The sequence below is a fragment of the Citrobacter sp. RHBSTW-00986 genome (genome assembly GCF_013783065.1).
Taxonomy (GTDB): Bacteria; Pseudomonadota; Gammaproteobacteria; order Enterobacterales; family Enterobacteriaceae; genus Citrobacter; species Citrobacter braakii.
Genome location: NZ_CP056200.1, coordinates 944,789 through 960,774, shown reverse-complemented (window position 1 = coordinate 960,774; position 15,986 = coordinate 944,789). Strand labels below are relative to the sequence as shown.

General features: G+C 52.7%; 13 protein-coding genes. 2 read left to right on the top strand and 11 right to left on the bottom strand.

Annotation, left to right across the window (positions count from 1 at the left end; translation table 11 throughout):
* The 5 genes from HV345_RS04740 to HV345_RS04720 all read right to left on the bottom strand — a co-directional run bounded on the left by HV345_RS04740 (window position 1) and on the right by HV345_RS04720 (window position 6,132).
* A complete protein-coding gene (locus HV345_RS04740) occupies window positions 1-1,551 on the bottom strand; it encodes a hypothetical protein (RefSeq protein WP_016154296.1) in 1,551 nt (516 codons plus the stop codon).
* A gap of 117 nt (window positions 1,552-1,668) precedes the next feature.
* On the bottom strand, window positions 1,669-3,087 hold the full coding sequence (locus HV345_RS04735; RefSeq protein WP_016154297.1) for a DUF1116 domain-containing protein: 1,419 nt from the start codon (window positions 3,085-3,087) through the stop codon (window positions 1,669-1,671).
* Complete coding sequence (fdrA, locus tag HV345_RS04730; protein WP_181636316.1) at window positions 3,087-4,634, bottom strand: acyl-CoA synthetase FdrA; 1,548 nt, start codon at window positions 4,632-4,634, stop codon at window positions 3,087-3,089. The genes HV345_RS04735 and fdrA overlap by 1 nt, the downstream gene beginning before the upstream one ends.
* A complete protein-coding gene (locus HV345_RS04725) occupies window positions 4,612-5,400 on the bottom strand; it encodes a DUF2877 domain-containing protein (protein WP_181636315.1) in 789 nt (262 codons plus the stop codon). The genes fdrA and HV345_RS04725 overlap by 23 nt, the downstream gene beginning before the upstream one ends.
* A gap of 126 nt (window positions 5,401-5,526) precedes the next feature.
* Window positions 5,527-6,132 (bottom strand): ankyrin repeat domain-containing protein, encoded by a 606-nt coding sequence (locus tag HV345_RS04720; RefSeq protein ID WP_181547490.1) that lies wholly within the window; start codon window positions 6,130-6,132, stop codon window positions 5,527-5,529.
* Between the two features lie 391 nt (window positions 6,133-6,523).
* Here HV345_RS04720 and HV345_RS04715 point away from each other — a divergent pair, with 391 nt between their 5' ends.
* Window positions 6,524-7,453 carry a LysR substrate-binding domain-containing protein gene (locus tag HV345_RS04715; protein WP_046276120.1) on the top strand — a complete coding sequence of 310 codons (930 nt, stop codon included), beginning with the start codon at window positions 6,524-6,526 and terminating at the stop codon, window positions 7,451-7,453.
* A 42-nt stretch (window positions 7,454-7,495) separates the two neighbouring features.
* Here HV345_RS04715 and HV345_RS04710 read toward each other — a convergent pair whose 3' ends face one another.
* From HV345_RS04710 to pgaA, 6 genes are all read right to left on the bottom strand, one after another.
* Window positions 7,496-7,768 (bottom strand): GNAT family N-acetyltransferase, encoded by a 273-nt coding sequence (locus HV345_RS04710; protein ID WP_016157396.1) that lies wholly within the window; start codon window positions 7,766-7,768, stop codon window positions 7,496-7,498.
* An 11-nt stretch (window positions 7,769-7,779) separates the two neighbouring features.
* Window positions 7,780-8,010 carry a 4Fe-4S mono-cluster protein YjdI gene (yjdI, locus tag HV345_RS04705; RefSeq protein WP_016154303.1) on the bottom strand — a complete coding sequence of 77 codons (231 nt, stop codon included), beginning with the start codon at window positions 8,008-8,010 and terminating at the stop codon, window positions 7,780-7,782.
* An 82-nt stretch (window positions 8,011-8,092) separates the two neighbouring features.
* The gene (gene pgaD, locus HV345_RS04700; protein WP_181636314.1) at window positions 8,093-8,599 is read right to left on the bottom strand and encodes a poly-beta-1,6-N-acetyl-D-glucosamine biosynthesis protein PgaD; all 507 of its coding nucleotides are present in this window, start codon (window positions 8,597-8,599) and stop codon (window positions 8,093-8,095) included.
* Complete coding sequence (pgaC, locus tag HV345_RS04695) at window positions 8,596-9,930, bottom strand: poly-beta-1,6-N-acetyl-D-glucosamine synthase (RefSeq protein ID WP_016154305.1); 1,335 nt, start codon at window positions 9,928-9,930, stop codon at window positions 8,596-8,598. Before pgaC ends, pgaD begins: the two co-directional genes overlap by 4 nt.
* Window positions 9,927-11,948 carry a poly-beta-1,6-N-acetyl-D-glucosamine N-deacetylase PgaB gene (gene pgaB / locus HV345_RS04690; protein ID WP_016157399.1) on the bottom strand — a complete coding sequence of 674 codons (2,022 nt, stop codon included), beginning with the start codon at window positions 11,946-11,948 and terminating at the stop codon, window positions 9,927-9,929. Before pgaB ends, pgaC begins: the two co-directional genes overlap by 4 nt.
* Window positions 11,949-11,957: 9 nt before the next feature.
* The gene (pgaA, locus tag HV345_RS04685; protein WP_016154307.1) at window positions 11,958-14,420 is read right to left on the bottom strand and encodes a poly-beta-1,6 N-acetyl-D-glucosamine export porin PgaA; all 2,463 of its coding nucleotides are present in this window, start codon (window positions 14,418-14,420) and stop codon (window positions 11,958-11,960) included.
* A 949-nt stretch (window positions 14,421-15,369) separates the two neighbouring features.
* On the opposite strand from pgaA, the gene HV345_RS04680 reads away from it, so the two are divergent.
* A complete protein-coding gene (locus HV345_RS04680) occupies window positions 15,370-15,906 on the top strand; it encodes a GNAT family N-acetyltransferase (protein ID WP_047414402.1) in 537 nt (178 codons plus the stop codon).
* Window positions 15,907-15,986 lie beyond the last annotated feature (80 nt).

Here is a 15,986-nt window from a genome sequence, read left to right as displayed (position 1 = left end):
TCAGGTCGTTTTCGTCGGTTCCTGCTCAGGCGCAGTCACCGCTTCACGGCTATCAAGAACATGCTTGAGGACAAACATGCCGCTCATCATCAGGTAGGCCACAACAAACATCATCGAACTGCCTTCTGCAAAGCCAACCGCCGGAGAGTGGATCACACCAAACAGCGATAACAGCGCGCCAAAAGCTGCGGCAATCGCCCCACGCAGCGGCTTATTCATAATGGCGAAGATAGCGACGCAGCCCCACAGCATACTGGCCAGCGGCGCGCCGCTTCCCAGATGTACCAGCCCATCGTAATAGACTCCTTTGCTGTGCAGCAGGTCGCTACCCAGTTTCCCCGCGGATGTTCCGGCGGCGCCCATCACGCTGTTGACGATGGTCAACGCCCAGTTAGCGATCCACGGGAACAAGCAGATAAAGATAACGGGAACCTCGACTTTGGGCGTCTCTCGCACCACCTGGTTGGCGGTCACCACGCCGATAAACACCAGAATCGGCACTATCGCAGTCATCGGAATAATCGCGAGCATAAACGCCCCCAGCCCAAACAGCGGTACCAGGAACATGGTGATGCCTGAAGCGAGGGTATAACCGATGCTGGCCCCCATCGCTTTCCAGCCCGCATGCCCAACATATACGGTCACCGGGAATGGGTTGCCCAGCATGCAGCCGAGCATGGAGGCAAAACCGTTCGCCATCATGACCTTACGGGTGTTGTACTCATCACCCGCCGCATGCGCACTTTCAATGTTCTCAAGGTCAAAAATGTAGTTCGCCAGACCCAGAGGAACCGCAGAAGCCAGGTACGGCAGCGCGTGCGGCAACCCCTGCAGGAAGCTGTCGACATGGATTTCCGGCGGGTTGAAGCCAAAGGAAGACATCGAAGATTTAATGGCTTCCGGGCTTTGCAAACCGGAGATCCACGCCAACGCTGTACCGGCAATCAGCAGCAGCAAACCGGTGGGGATGCGGGCAAAAATCGGCTTCTTACCGAACCAGTTAATGAAGATCAACAACAAGACGATGAAAGAGACGGTCGGCGCTTCAAATGCCTGCAGCATCGGGTTCATCGCCAGCAGCAACAGTCCCAGACCGGACAGACAAGAAAGTAATACCGTACGCGGGATCATCTTGCGGATGGTCTCGCCCAGGAAGGAGCCGCCGACCAGGATCAACGCTTCTACAAAGCACCACACCAGGGCTATCTGGATAGCAAAGTTGGCATCTTTGGTTTGCTGATATACCGGCATTAGCACCAGGAAGGTCACGGTAAAAATTGACGGTGCGCTCGGCCCGGACGGCAGCGCCGTCACGTCTTTACGCCCCGTGTGCTTTGCCATCTGCAGGCCAAACCAGGCGTAGCAGACGCTGGCCACCAGCACCGCCAGACCAAAGGCAGGCGCAATGCGACCATAGACAATTTCGGTAGGGATCCCGACGACAAAAATGAGCAGCCCCATCATTGTCAGCAGGTTAGTCAGGTTGTTGGTCATCAGCCCAAAGTAAGCAGCCCAGTCACCACGTTTCCATTCTAGTTTTATGCTGTTCATGGAATATCCTTAACAGGTTAAGCATCGTTTGCGATCCCGGGGATCGCCCAGCCCTGCAGGTAAGCAACGTTTTTCGCTTCGCTACTGTGGGGCTAACAGCGTTAGCCCCGATTGTTGTTATTGGCAGTAGCGGTCGCGCCAGTTGAGGATCGCCTTTTCAAAACAGGCGAACGGCGGATGGACTATTCCGGCGCCGATCATGCCGATCCCCGCATCTTTGTGCGCAATTGCGGTGTTAATCACCGGCAGAATGCCGGTGCTACCCACGCGCGTAATGTCGATAGCGGTCGGTACGCCCATAAAACCAAGTAACGGAATGGTAACGTTGGGGTTTTCGCCGAGAGTGATTTCACGCATCTGGCGAGAGAAATCGACCGCCTCTTCAACCGTACCGCCCACCAGCGCCACGATGGCCGGTGCCGTGGCCATGGCAAAACCGCCGATGCCGTAGGTTTCGGTAATTGCGCTATCACCGATATCACGTCCGGAATCTTCGGGCTTATAGCCCGCAAACATTGGGCCAATCACCTGCTGCGCCGGACCGGTAAACCACTGACCCGGTAAGCCGCTGATGCGCAGACCGAATTCAACGCCGTTACGCGCCATCGTCGTAACTACGGTGCTGTATTCGATCCCGTGTGCGGCGTCCATTGCGGCTTTACACATCGCCATCCAGGTCGGTCCGGAGAAGTAATCGCTGCTGAGGACGAACTCGAATACCTCACGCTGCTGCTCAACCGGATAGCCGGTCTGAATAATCCACGGCGTCAGTGCCTGTATCAGTAGCGCCGTCCCGGCATTGTTGCGGTTATGACACTCATCGCCCATGTGCAGCGCCTGCGCCAGCATCAGGCGCAGATCGATTTCGCCCGCCAGCTTCATGGCGTCGCGCAGCATCGGTCCCATCACATCGCGCATCCAGTTCAGGCGATCGATAACGCTCTGATCGTTCGCGCCCATGCGCAGGATCTTCGCCATCTGCTCGCTCATATTGGTATATGCGCGGTTGCCGTAGGTTTTGTTCTCGACGATGTGCATAAACATCGACGCCGACGTTACACCCGCCATCGAACCGACACAGTCATGCTCGTGGCACGGTGAGAAGATGATTTCACCCGAGGCGGCCAGGTCGGCGGCTTCATCCAGATCTTTCGCCAGCCCTTCAAACACCAAAGCCCCGGTGACCGCGCCCTTCATTGCGCCGCACATTTTTTCCCAGCAGATGGGCGGTCCGGCGTGCAGGATGGTGTTGCGGGTCATGCCCGGCACGACGTTGATCGCCTGGTCATAGCCAATCAGCACCGGATGCGACTGGATAATGCGTTCCAGCGCCTGCTGGTTAGCGGCAGCGATTTTGTCAGCCAGCGGTGAATCGGCAATTTCGTCCAGTGCGGCCACGACCTGCATGTTGCCCTGGCCCGGCGGCGTCCAGTCGAGCTGGGTCACGGGAACATTCTGCTTTTTCAGGTCATCGCTGAACATCGCGATGCCGACGTTAATCACGTTCAGCGGCTGGTTAAACAGTGTCTGGCTCATCAGGCTTCCTCCCCTTTACAGATAAATTCACGCGCCAGCAATCCGGTATTGGTGCTACTGCTCGCCCAGATCACGCCTGCATCGGTCAGCATCTGGCACTGTTTTTCCAGCGACGGCGTATCGAGATCGGTTCCCAGCACGTAGCCGAGGATCTCAAGCGGACGCCCCTCTGCGGCGGCGATCGCTTTGGCTTCGACGATCGCCTCGATCATCACGCCAACCGGATCTTCATGTGATCCATATCCAAGAACGAAGTCCATAACGATCACGCCGACTTCAGGATCGCGTGCTTCCTGCAACAGACGACTAATGCGGTTGGTTGGATCGATCATCGGGTGCGGTTTACCGTTGGTAAAATCGTCATCTCCGAAATCAAGGAAGGTATGTCCCACGCTGCGGTTGAGATCTGTCAGGCGAAAAGCCGGATCCGGATGAATGTTGCTGTAAACCTCCGCATGTTTTTCCATGGCAGCAAACATCGCCTCATCGCACAGCGTGCCGCCACAGAACAAGCCGCGAATGTACTTTTGCTGCGGGGTCAGGCGGGCGCGGACCTCTTCAATCAGCGGCCAGTTGAGCGGATGCAGATCCAGACTCTCTTTTTTCACGCCAGTCAGCAGTACCGCTTTCAGCGCCGCCTCTTTAGTGCCGCGTGCAAACAGCAGACCGTTTTCATCCGCAGGCGCGGCTTCACGTCCGAGGAAACACACCACGACGGGCTTATGGCAGGCGCGCGCACGTTCCAGCACCTTGCGCGCCACTGTTGGCGCAGGAGGTTTGGAGATAAGCGCGATGATCTCGGTTTGCGGATCGACCTCCAGCATACCAATCGCGTCAAACATCATCAGGCCGCCAATCTTTTCGCTCAGATCGCGTCCACCGGTGCCAATCAGTTGGGAAATCCCGCCGCCAAACTCGTGAATGCGTACGCTCAGTTCCTGGCTACCGGTACCGGAGGCGCCAACAATTCCGATGTTGCCGCGACGCACCGCATTGCCAAAACACAGCGCCGCGCCGTTAATAATGGCGGTTCCGCAATCGGGCCCCATCATCAGCAGCCCTTTTTCATGCGCCAGCTGCTTGAGCGCCAGTTCGTCTTCAAGAGAGACGTTGTCAGAGAACAGCATCACGTTGAGGTTATTTTGCAGCGCCTGACGCGCTTCACGCGCGGCAAACAGACCATTGACCGAGATCACCGCCAGGTTGCTGTCAGGAACATGCTTCTTCGCACTGGCAAGCGTGGCATAGCGCGCTTCATGCTGCCCCCCTTGCTCTTTATGCGTAAACAAATCTACAATCGCCACCAGCGTCTGATCGTTCGCCGCCTCGCTGGCGCCTTTAATGACAATCATCAGGTCGCCACTTTTCGCCTCTTCAAGTTCAGGCGTGAGCAGACCGAGATTATTCAGTACGCCCTTATTCATTTCTGTCGCCATAGCCACGAACGCCTGCTCAACGCCATCGAGCTTATTTGCGCGTGTGGAGATAGACATCAGTGAGACAGAATCAAAATACGTGTTCTTTTTAACAACTATCCTGATCGACATAATTCCCTCCGGACCTGTGGCTCAGGGCGCAGGCGTCCGCCATGCCATACAGCATGTCGCAGCCAGAACTTGAGCCGATATTTTTAATGTCAGTAATATATTGCGTAGAAACGGGTTGTTGCTCAGTAATAATATGGTTCAGCAGCCGTCCGACGCTTTCCCGATAACGTTGATGAAAGGCTTCCTCTAGCGTTATTTTGCTGAGTAGCGTGGTATTATTTCCGGCACGTTGTAAGGCTGCTAAAAATTCATCACGATATTTCCCCAGCGGATGTCCAGGAATAAATAAAATAGTGCTTAAACCCACTAAATAATCATCAGATGAAGGCGTCAGACCAATCCCCAGACCAATTAAATGGCTGACCGCTGTAGAGATATTTTCTCCTGTATGCAACGCCGCCAGTAATGTTTGTCGGCGACTCAGTAATTGACGGGTGATTTCCAGATAAAACGGGTTATCACCCTGGTACAGAAATAATGTGTCAGCGCTTCTTAGCTGTTGGCGGATAACCTCTTCCCAGCGCAGCCAGCGGATTGCAGCAAGGCTTATTGCATCAAGCCTCCACCGTGGTATGCGCCATGGCAGACAACCGGAAGTTTCTATCCATTTATCGTTGCCAACGGCTATCCCCGATTCGGTAAAACTGACTCTCTCACCGGGGTGAAACAGCTCTTCACAATGCGTCAGCGCCAGCCGACAGCTGTTAGGCGCGTTATCACAACCTTCACTCAGTAACGTCAGCAACCGCTGCTGTTCAGGTATCAACAGGTTTACCGCGCGGGAAAAAACCTGTTCAACCCGTCCCGTTCCCCGGAAAGCGAGAAACGCGCCGTCTGCGGTTAGCGCCCGTACGCATCGCCGTGATGGCGTAGCGATAGTGGCGCTCCTCTGTCAGGCTCCGGCCGCAATCAGCAGCTCGGAAATTTCGTGGTATCCTTTCTCCCGCGCCAGCTCCAGCGGGGTTTTACCGTATTTATCCGTCATGTGCGGGTTTGCGCCATACTCGAGCAGCAGCTTGACGATTTCCTGCTGTTTCGCACCGCCGTCATTAAGCACGATGGCTTCCAGTAACGGCGTCCAGCCGACAAAGTTGGTATGATTAACATTGATATCGGTACGCAGCAGCAGTTCGCGTACGATCTCTACATGACCTTTTTCGCTGGCTGGCGTAATACCGACGCCGCCAAAACGGCTCAGGCAATTAAGATCGGGGTTGGCCGGTAATACGGTACGCAGCAGCGTTAAATCGTTAGTCAGACAGCTAATCAGGAATGGATTAAAACAGGTTTGATCCTGTTTATTAATATCGGCACCGGCAGCAATCAATAAAGAAACACAGTCATAATGTTTATTCAGGCTGGCAATAATTATGGCAGTGCGCCCCTGGCGGTTAGTGGCATTAATATCCACATTTTTTGCCAGGCAGGATTTTAATCCATCGGCATCACCCTGCTCTGCCGCCAGCAGAAATTCAGTAATGAGTTCTTTCTCTGACATAATCGCTCTCCTGCAGTTTTTTAGACTTTTTAAATATCCGATAAGCTGAGAATAGCAACAGAGTGCAGAGAATAATATCCGCTTAAATTTCATTCATCGTAAGCGTGTCGATTATTGAATCAAATTTAACAATGAGAACAAAACGTGCTGTAGTGCAATCTTTTCCTTATGACAGAGCCGCTTTTAGCCATTAATCAGTTGTCAGGAAAATCAGGCGTGATGCTACACGGATAGCGGCCTGCAATTAATATACAGAAGTGTGATTGCCTTCAAATCAATTGTAAAACTAGTGTTAAATTCTGTTCAAAACTGATTGCTCTGCATAAGGATTACAAATACATTCAACAATCATCGCGTCGCAGATGCGCGTTTGTCGCCGGAGGGGAGGAAGATGAATTCAATTTTTACCGAGGAAAACCTGCTGGCATTTACGATGGCAGCCCGCTACAGCAGCTTCAGCAAGGCAGCTGAGGAACTTGGCTTAACCACATCAGCAATTAGTTACACCATTAAGCGCATGGAGGTGGGGCTTGACGTGGTGCTGTTTACCCGCAGTACCCGCAGCATTGAGCTGACCGAGTCCGGACGCTATCTGTTTCGCAAGGCGACCGACCTGCTCAACGATTTCCACGCCATCAAGCGCAGTATAGATACCATTGCTCAGGGCATTGAAGCCCGGGTACGCATCTGTATTAATCAACTGTTGTATACCCCTCAACATACGGCACGACTGCTGCAGGTACTCAAGAAACAGTTTCCAACCTGCCAGATAACCGTCACCACCGAGGTATATAACGGCGTCTGGGATTCGATCATTAACAACCTCGCCAACATCGCTATCGGCGCGCCGGATACGTTACTGGACGGCGGGGGGATTGATTACACCGAGATCGGCGCGATCCGTTGGTCGTTTGCGATTGCCCCGGATCATCCGCTGGCTTTTATGCCTGAACCGATTTCTGAGAGCCAACTGCGCCTGTACCCGAACATCATGGTGGAAGACACCGCCCACACCATCAACAAGAAGGTCGGCTGGCTGTTACACGGACAGGAGTCGATTCTGGTTCCTGATTTTAATACCAAATGCCAGTGCCAGATCCTGGGTGAGGGCATCGGTTTTCTGCCGGACTATATGGTGCGCGAGGCGATGGAAAAGTCGTTGCTGGTCACGCGGCAGATCCACAACCCGCGTCAGGATTCACGGATGCTGCTGGCGACCCAGCATTCGGCCACTGGTCGTGTAACCCAATGGATTAAAAAAGAGTTTGGCCCACAAGGGGTGTTGACGGGAATTTATCAGGATTTGCTGCATCGGGAGTGATGCGCCGGACGGCGGTCATGCCTTCCGGCGCACGTAAGATTATCAGGCGCGAATATCGTCGTACTCGCGGGTTTTATCAAACTCATGTTTGGCAAACGGGCACAGCGGAATAACTTTGCGGTTTTCGGCGCGCATTTTCTCCACCACCTTCGCCACCAGCAGTTTACCGACCCCCTGGCCTTTCAGGCTGGGGTCGACATCGGTATGTTCAATGATGCTCAGATGCTCACCCGTCGGCACGAAGACAATCTCGGCAACCTGATTGCCTTCGGCATCGTTAACATAAAATTTGTTGTGGCCTGCAAGAATTTCCATGGTCCCCTCACTCATTTCTGGCGATATTTCAGCGCACCGCTCGGACAGGTATCAATCACTTTAATGACCGTCGCGACATCCACTTCATCCGGAATGATCCACGGTTTACGCTTCAGGTTAAAAAGCGCTGCGCTTCCCCGCACGCAGTTGCCCGAATGTTGACATATCGCCGTATTGAAGTAGACGTCAATCTTCTCGCCGGTATAGGCCCGGTAACCGGCATCCAGTAGTTCCTTATCCACGACATTGCCTCGCATTTTTTTATTGTCTGGGTCTAATCATAGACCTGTGCGAGGCTGAAGGAAGCAACTGAAAGTAGAAATATCACTCAGGCCTTTTCTGCAACAACGGCTGCGGCTCTGGCGGCAAATACTCCAGCATCGCAGGCGTCGGCGGCGGTAGACGGTTATCGGCGATGTCCTTGTCCACATCGATATGACTGATTTCACCACTTTCATGATGGTGAACCGTCAGCACCCGCGCTTTGTTCAGCTCTGTCACCAGTTCCCGGGTAATACGCAAACTTTCCGCCAGCTCATGATCTTCCAGTCCGGGTCTGCGGCTACGACGTTCCACCCGAAAACGAAACTGGTTGTACTTCGCCCAACCAATCAGCACCAGTCCGTTGACCAGCGCGACAAGGATGTAAAACGTGACCGTATCCAGCGTGGTGAAAAAGGGTCGCACGCCTATATAAGGTGAGTGCGCCAGAGCGGTGATCAGCCCTTTATAGATCAAATATAAAAAGCCAACCCAGGCAAAAAGCGTTAACAGCACGTCAATGATGCGCGGCAGCAAACGCTGCTCCGTAAAGATCAGCGGCTGGCTCATGATTCGATCCTCCCAATTCCACGATCGGGACTCACCCAACGCGCCCTGCCGCGTTTGCGTTTGAGCATTACTTTCGGGAAAGCGACCAGCGTGGTGAACAGGCTTAGCATCCAGTACACCACCGGGAACCAGATAATCCAGAACAACGACGCGCCAATGCCTTTTTCATAGCGCCGCTCAATCATCAGACTCACCGCAAACTGCAACAAGCACACCACGCCGAGGATTAGCCCAGTAAAGGCCGGCGGGAACAGATGTTGTACATACAGCGAGTCCGGCATCGGGATCATCAGCCCTAACAGGAACAGCACGATACTGATCGCATAGGCAAACGCCCAGGTGGTAGAAAAACAGAACTCAAAAAACAGCGGCCACATACGGCGATATTCCCATGACCACAGGCGGCGCATATTCACGATAAACACCTCCGCACCGCCTTGCGCCCAGCGCAGTCGTTGTTTCCATAACCCTCTTAACGTTTCAGGCATCAGGATCCAGCACAGTGCGCGCGGCTCAAAGAATATCGACCAGTGGCGCAATTGCAGCTTCCAACTGATATCGATGTCTTCGGTGATCATGTCCGGGCTCCAGTAACCGACCTCGGCCAGCGCGCGACGACGAAACGCAGCAACCACGCCGGAAACGGTAAAGATCTGCCCATAAACTCGCTGAGTGCGCTTAATCAAGCCGATAATGGAAGAAAACTCCCCGACCTGCACCCGACCGATTAAGGTGGAGCGGGTTCGAATACGTGGGTTCCCGGTCACCGCACCGACGCGCGGGAACTGGATCAGCGGCGCCACAATATAGGCAACGGCATCACGGTCCAGTAACGCATCGCCATCAATACACACCAGGTAATCACTGCGCGCCGCTGCTGCCCCGGTCTTGAGCGCCAGCGCTTTGCCCTGGTTTTCAGCCAGATGAATCACCCGCAGACTGGGGTATTCCACCGCCAGTTGTTCCAGCACGTCGTGGGTGTCATCCGTTGAACCATCGTTGATGGCAATCACTTCAATATTTTTATATCGCTGCGCCAGCGCGGCCTCAATGGTTTCGCGCGCATTGATCCCTTCGTTAAAACAGGGGATCAGAATGGAAACCAGCGGATTCCCCTCCAGCGTCGGTGGCGGTGTGTCATCTCCCCATTTCCAGTGACGCTCACGGTAGAACCAGAAATAGACCCCGCCGCTTATCCACAAAGCAGACATAAACAAGGGCCAGAAGAAGACGAAGTTCAACATCACTTCACCTGTAAAGATGACCGCCACGCCAAACGGCAGGCTGAACATCAGGCAAAGTATCAGGAAAGCAATTATGCGATCGGTCATTTTTGCGGGTACCAGTATGAGGAGAACGTCGAGCGAATCTCTGACATCTCAGGTTTGTCGCTGATGAAATCATCCGGGTAATAGCCGTAGTTACCTGCACCGCTTAATTTCAGCTGGCGCATCCATTCGGCTATTTGTTTTCCGCTGATTTCAGCCTCGTCCCCGGATTTACGCCAGTCTCGTGCCTGTAGTTCAAACACGGTTTTGTCCAGCGCGCCGGGCGTTTGTGCAACGGCATTCACTAATCTGTCGAGCCAGGCGTTGGCATCATTAGCCGGGATCTGCTCCATGAAAGGCATCGCCATCGGTGCCGTCCAGTCATAGGTATTGAGGAAATCATTCAGGTTCTGCGCAAACCAGGCTTCACTCTCCGGCTCCAGTACCGGCATGGCGTAAATATTGCGCGCCGTCTGCACCTGCGGACCGCGAATATTACGCACCGCCTGGGTCAGTTGTTTGGTGAAGTCGATCAGCACCTTACTTTTCAGTCGCGTCCAGCGCTCGAACGCCTGTGGATTGCTACGGATTTGCTCAATGCTTCCGGGAAGCCCTGCGGCGCGGTAGGCAGCCAACGCCTCCGGTGACGCGTCTTCAAAGTCCGTCAGGAAAGCATCGTCATGGAACAAAATCCCTTTGAAGCTGGCGTGTTTGGCCAGGTCTTCATAGATTTCAGTGATGCGCTGACGCGCTTCGCTGCTCCAGGGAGACAGACGGACATAGTTCTCGCGGTTGATCGCTGTACGTCCCGTTTTCGGATCCCAGGCGGTTACGCGTGGGATGGAAGCGTCGAGATCGAAAGCCAGAACCGGCATCCAGGCATACACCGTCACCCCTGCCCGCGTTTGTAACTGCCAGGAGATATAGTTAAAGAGGTCGGCACGCATCGGCAGCCAGCGGTTAGGGAAATAGAGCTCGCGAATATTTCCGTCGCCCTGCGGATCGGCGTAGGCCTGCAGGAAGACATGAGAAATACGCATGTCATAAACGCGCTGGATAAGCTTGTCGATGTTTCGCTTCTGCTGAGCAGGGTCCTTGTCATACACGTAATCCAGATCGACATGCATCACGCGCATCGTCTGCGGTTCACGTACCTGAGCGACCTGGCTGGCAAAGCGCTTAAGAGAGGGGTTATCAGAGATTAGCACGCGCGGGATGTCATCAAGAAACGCGGCATTCGCCAACCCTTCGTTGAGCGTGAAGGCCATCTTATAGCCATGCTCTTTAGCCAGGTTTAACGTTGTGCCGTTGGCTGCCCCGTAAGGCCAGACCCACGCGCGCGGTGATTTCCCGGTCACCGATTTGATCTTGTTGGTGATGAGAGAGATATCCGCGTTTATACGGCGCGTGTACTGTTCATCCGTTTCGTAAGTGCCGGTTTTCTTATCATACAGGCGGTTCGCCACCGCCGGTTCTTTACTTCCCTGCGGGTTGGCTTGTGCACCGAAATGCGAATTCCAGGTGTGCGCACCGACTTCCACCAACGGTGATTTGCCCATCTCTTCGACCATTTTCCAGGTGGCGAATTTATCTCGCGCCGTCATTAAGCCGCCAAAATCGACTTTTTTGTTGGCGGGAGCATCAACCCAACTCCCCACCGGCGCCCAGAGCGCAGGCCAGTTATAGGCTTTCAGCAGCGGCCAGACGCGGGTATAAAAACTGCTATATCCGTCATCAAAGGTGAGTAATACCGCTTTTTCCGGCAACACGATTTTACCGTCATGGGCGTCCAGGATTTGCTGCACGCTGATCGGGTTATAGCCATTATCACGCAGCCAGGCCATTTGGTCGCTCAACGCGCTGGTGCGCACAGAAAGATAGCGTTGGTCGGCGGCACCATCCTCGACATCGTGGTAGCCGAGCACCAGGAAGCTATTTTTCGGCCACGGATGATCCGCCGTCAGCGGCGTTCTCTCTGCGGGAGGAACGTAGCGAGGCGTTGTATTGTGCGCGCTACTGCACGCGGTAATCATCAACCAGCCAGCGATTAATGCGCTAAGCCACAGGCATCTTTTCAGCATGAACAATCCTTAAAACCTGACATTTAAATCGAAAGCGAGGGAGATATTCCGCTCACGTTTACCGTCGTAGGGGCGTTTATCCCAAATCAGCATCACCCCGCCATCTACGACGTTGTTCCATTTGAGCCGTTGTCCGTATCCCACCTGAACGATGGCACCAGCGTCCTGGCCTTGCTGCCAATAGCCACCTACGCCAGCCAGACCTTGCTGCGTCCACACGGTGTCATAATGGCGGTAAAGAACCTGCTCCGCGCTCAGACCAGGTACCACGGAAAAATCACTCTTCGGGTTGTAATACGGCACATTCTCTTTGGTGTTGGTGCTCCCGCCGATGCCCGGGGTAAAGTCCAGGGTGAAGCGCGGCGTTGTCCACATGCGCTCTTTTCCGCTGAGTCCGTATTCGATGCGATCGTTACCATCTGAGAAATGTGATGCGGCAAACGACAGTTGATATTCACGTCGTTCGTTTTGATACCAGCGAACAAACATATCGCCGCCGTTGGCATACACGCCGCTACGCAGCGCGCGCAGTGGCGTATTACGCGACAAGCGCTCGGCCGAACCGCCTACGCGCCAGTTGTCATTGAAGTCATGCCAGCCGGAAAGACGACCGCCAATTTTCTGACCATCGCCATAATTTCGGCCAGAGACTTCCATTTCTGCCCAGTAGTCGCGGGAAGTCCATTCCGCCCCCGCCGCCAGATCGCGGCTGATGCCTTTACCTTCCTCAAATTCGCCAGTAGCAAAGTTGAATCCAGTAAACAATCGCCAGTTGTCGTTAATTGGCGGACTGTAAATGGCAGTATTGATATTGAAGTCATTCTTACCGCTGACCGGGCTATCGGACGAGATCCCTTGTGTGCCGCTAATGCGCACTTCCGACATTTTGTGGACATCACGAATACGCGCGAGGCGCAGCGTCGCTTCATCATCCGGGCTACGAGCGATGACATCATCCGTCAGTTCATCGGCCTGCCTCCATTCCTGGAGATCCAACGCAACATAAGCCTGCTGACGTTCCAGTTCCAGGTTACTTGGCTCAATCACTTCCGCCAGCTTCAGCTCTTTCTCCGCCGCATGCGGCAAGCCACGTGCTTCAAGAACGGAGGCATAAGATATGCGCAGCCCCTGGTTACCTGAACCTGTTCGCGCCAGATGCTCTGCGAGCTTTTCAGCCTCAGGTAGTTCATTGGCAGCAATATAATATTGCGTCAGCATCGACTGTCCGAGCAGCCAGTTATCGTTAGGCTGTGGCGTTGGCGAACCATAGATGCGTCGCAGGTACGGACTCTCTTTAATTAGGTTTTCGGCCTGTTTTTTAGCGGCATCAAAGTTTTCATTATCGATATGCGCGTAGAACAGATCCTGTTGATCCTCAGGACCAAGCGGCGTAACGGGAATCGGTCCATTCGGGTAGTAGATGCTCATCAGCATCGCTTCGGTTTTTTCTGGCTGGCGTTCGCTTAACCATGCCGATGCTACCCAGCGTTTTGCGTAGTTTGGCACTTCGCCGCTCGCAGAAAGCGATTCGTATTCCTTAATCACTTCAGACGTTCGCTTACGAACCAGCAAAGCGCCCATGCGGTCAATTCTCGCCCGACGGACATCATTCTGCGCGGATGGCTCATCCTTCCAGGCAGCCAGCAACTGGTCATAGCGGGCCAGCGCTTTATCCGCCACGATAAACCGCTCTTCTTCATTACGTGCAGACGTATAGGAGGAGCGTACCATTTCGGCGGCCGCATCAAGCTCAAGGCGGCGCTTCACAGGATCTGCCGTAGGCACTACCTCCGCCATATTTAAGGCGGGTCCGGAAACACGGTTTGCTGACAGAGCAGACAGCAGCGTGGATTTTGCATTTTTGTTGCCAGGATCAACGTCATCCGCCTGGCTGGCAACCAACAGCGCGTCCCAGTTTTTTCCCTGAGAATGATATACGTAGGCAAGTAGTGCATCGGAGTCAGCACCCGGATGTGCCTGTGCCCATTTATTCGCTTCAGTAAGGGCTTGCTGATTGTAGCGAGCATCTGCCAACGTCATTATCCAGCCGGTGCGTACGTCAACGTTGTCAGGCTCTTCCTGTAAAACGCTTTCCCATACCGCCAATGAATCATTCCAGTTTTTCTGGTTACGGTACGCACGTGCAGCGGCGACTTTGCCGCGTGCAGGCACATCCATCTGCCCACGATAGCGCTGCCAGATTTCAATAGTGGCTTTATCGTTGTTATCAACCCAACTGGAAACTTGCAGCCAGTCGGCAACCTGATTTGGCGTTAGCGCGCTTTGCTTTCCCTGATCCTCTAGATAACGCAATAACGGTGCGCTATTACCACCCCGCGCTTCAATAACCAAAGCGTCATAATCTGATGTCGCTGCAGAGATTTGCATAGGGAAAAGAACGCTTGCCGTAAATAAACAGCTTAAAGACTTAAAACGTTTAATGAAGTTGGCATGTCGACGCATACTTAACATATCTGCCCTTATAACTTACATCAGAGTAAAAATAAGCGTTTTCAATATATTACAGTCGGTTACTAACGATACCCGACCATGTAAGATGCACTGCCGCTTATTTTGCAATAGGGTTATGAAGCAATTAACTCTTTCGTCTTATTGACTACCCGCGCCTCGCCCTCTAATCGTGGGAAAGCAGGCGTAAACTCGAAAATTTTATCACTCAGCGTAGTTCGTGGCTATGCGATACGAAAACTCTTAGACAAAAAAGTATTTTAGACTAAATAATCCTAATACTCTTGGGATTGAATTCTGGATTTAGATTAAGTTTGCATGACGAAACCTTGTGACGATGATAACTATTGCTGGTTGGCATAGCTACACCGCGCAACTGTTTGCATGGTAACTATTGTGTGCGGATAGAGAAAGTTCTGATAATAATGCCCCTGATAACAACAAAGATAACAATGTAAATAATATAACCTAATTTTAAGTTTCGAACAGGGTCGATAAAATGAAATTAAAGGTACAGTCATAAGCAGAACTAAGTACAGTAAAAACTCAATAAAATCAAATGACTTCTTAACCTATCATTGAAATCTACCAAAATTGGTATTTTGGTATCCGCCATAATACGTGCGCGAAGAATTGTGCATTGCTCGACTCGCTAAAATATTTACCACTCTTGCGTATTATTGACAGTATCAACCACACTCACTTTACCCTTACAATTTGAAAGCTTATTTACATTGAAAATAATTTATATACCCTAAATAATTCGAGTTACATGAAGGCGGCAAGTGAGTAAATCCCCAGGAGCATAGCGAACTATGTGACTGAGGCGAGCTAACGTAGCCAACGCACATGCAGCTTAAAGAATGACGGGTATAGACGCATAATTTTTTGCACTTACCTTCCCTCCAGCCTTTGAGGTAATTTGGACAAAGATGCCAATGGGAGCTGGTCAATGAAAATCGTTAACGCTGAAAAAAAACACATCCCCGCCATACGCGATATCTACGCCCATCATGTTATTCACGGTACCGGCAGCTTTGAAACTGACCCGCCGGATACCCGCGAGATGCAGGATCGTCTGGAAAAAATCCGCAGTCTGGGACTGCCGTGGGTTGTCGCATTGCAAGAAGATAAGGTCATCGGGTATTGCTATCTCACCCGCTACCGCGAGCGTTATGCCTATCGCTATACCCTCGAAGATTCGATTTATATTGACCCGACGGCACAGCGTCAGGGGGTGGGAAAAGCGTTGCTACGCCATGTAATTGAGTGGGCTGAAACGCAGGGTTATCGGCAGTTGATCGCTATTGTCGGCGACAGCAATAATCAGGGATCGCTGAAAGTCCATCAGCAGGCCGGATTTACGAAAATAGGTACGCTGACGAACATTGGATTCAAGCATGGGCTCTGGCTTGATACGGTATTAATGCAACGCAGCCTGGGCACAGGTAACAGTACGCTACCAGCGGATTTCGATGCCGCTATTTAACATTGCTAAGGGATGACTTCAGGATACTGTCTTCTGGTAACCCTCAGACAAACAGAACCACAATCAGGTATAACGTAGCT

Bases quoted from the DNA above. Each gene is read 5' to 3' on its own strand.
- HV345_RS04740 (WP_016154296.1), bottom strand. From the start codon at position 1,551: ATGAACAGCATAAAACTAGAATGGAAACGTGGTGACTGGGCTGCTTAC.
- HV345_RS04735 (WP_016154297.1), bottom strand. From the start codon at position 3,087: ATGAGCCAGACACTGTTTAACCAGCCGCTGAACGTGATTAACGTCGGC.
- fdrA (WP_181636316.1), bottom strand. From the start codon at position 4,634: ATGTCGATCAGGATAGTTGTTAAAAAGAACACGTATTTTGATTCTGTC.
- HV345_RS04720 (WP_181547490.1), bottom strand. From the start codon at position 6,132: ATGTCAGAGAAAGAACTCATTACTGAATTTCTGCTGGCGGCAGAGCAG.
- HV345_RS04715 (WP_046276120.1), top strand. From the start codon at position 6,524: ATGAATTCAATTTTTACCGAGGAAAACCTGCTGGCATTTACGATGGCA.
- HV345_RS04710 (WP_016157396.1), bottom strand. From the start codon at position 7,768: ATGGAAATTCTTGCAGGCCACAACAAATTTTATGTTAACGATGCCGAA.
- pgaD (WP_181636314.1), bottom strand. From the start codon at position 8,599: ATGAGCCAGCCGCTGATCTTTACGGAGCAGCGTTTGCTGCCGCGCATC.
- pgaC (WP_016154305.1), bottom strand. From the start codon at position 9,930: ATGACCGATCGCATAATTGCTTTCCTGATACTTTGCCTGATGTTCAGC.
- pgaB (WP_016157399.1), bottom strand. From the start codon at position 11,948: ATGCTGAAAAGATGCCTGTGGCTTAGCGCATTAATCGCTGGCTGGTTG.
- pgaA (WP_016154307.1), bottom strand. From the start codon at position 14,420: ATGTTAAGTATGCGTCGACATGCCAACTTCATTAAACGTTTTAAGTCT.
- HV345_RS04680 (WP_047414402.1), top strand. From the start codon at position 15,370: ATGAAAATCGTTAACGCTGAAAAAAAACACATCCCCGCCATACGCGAT.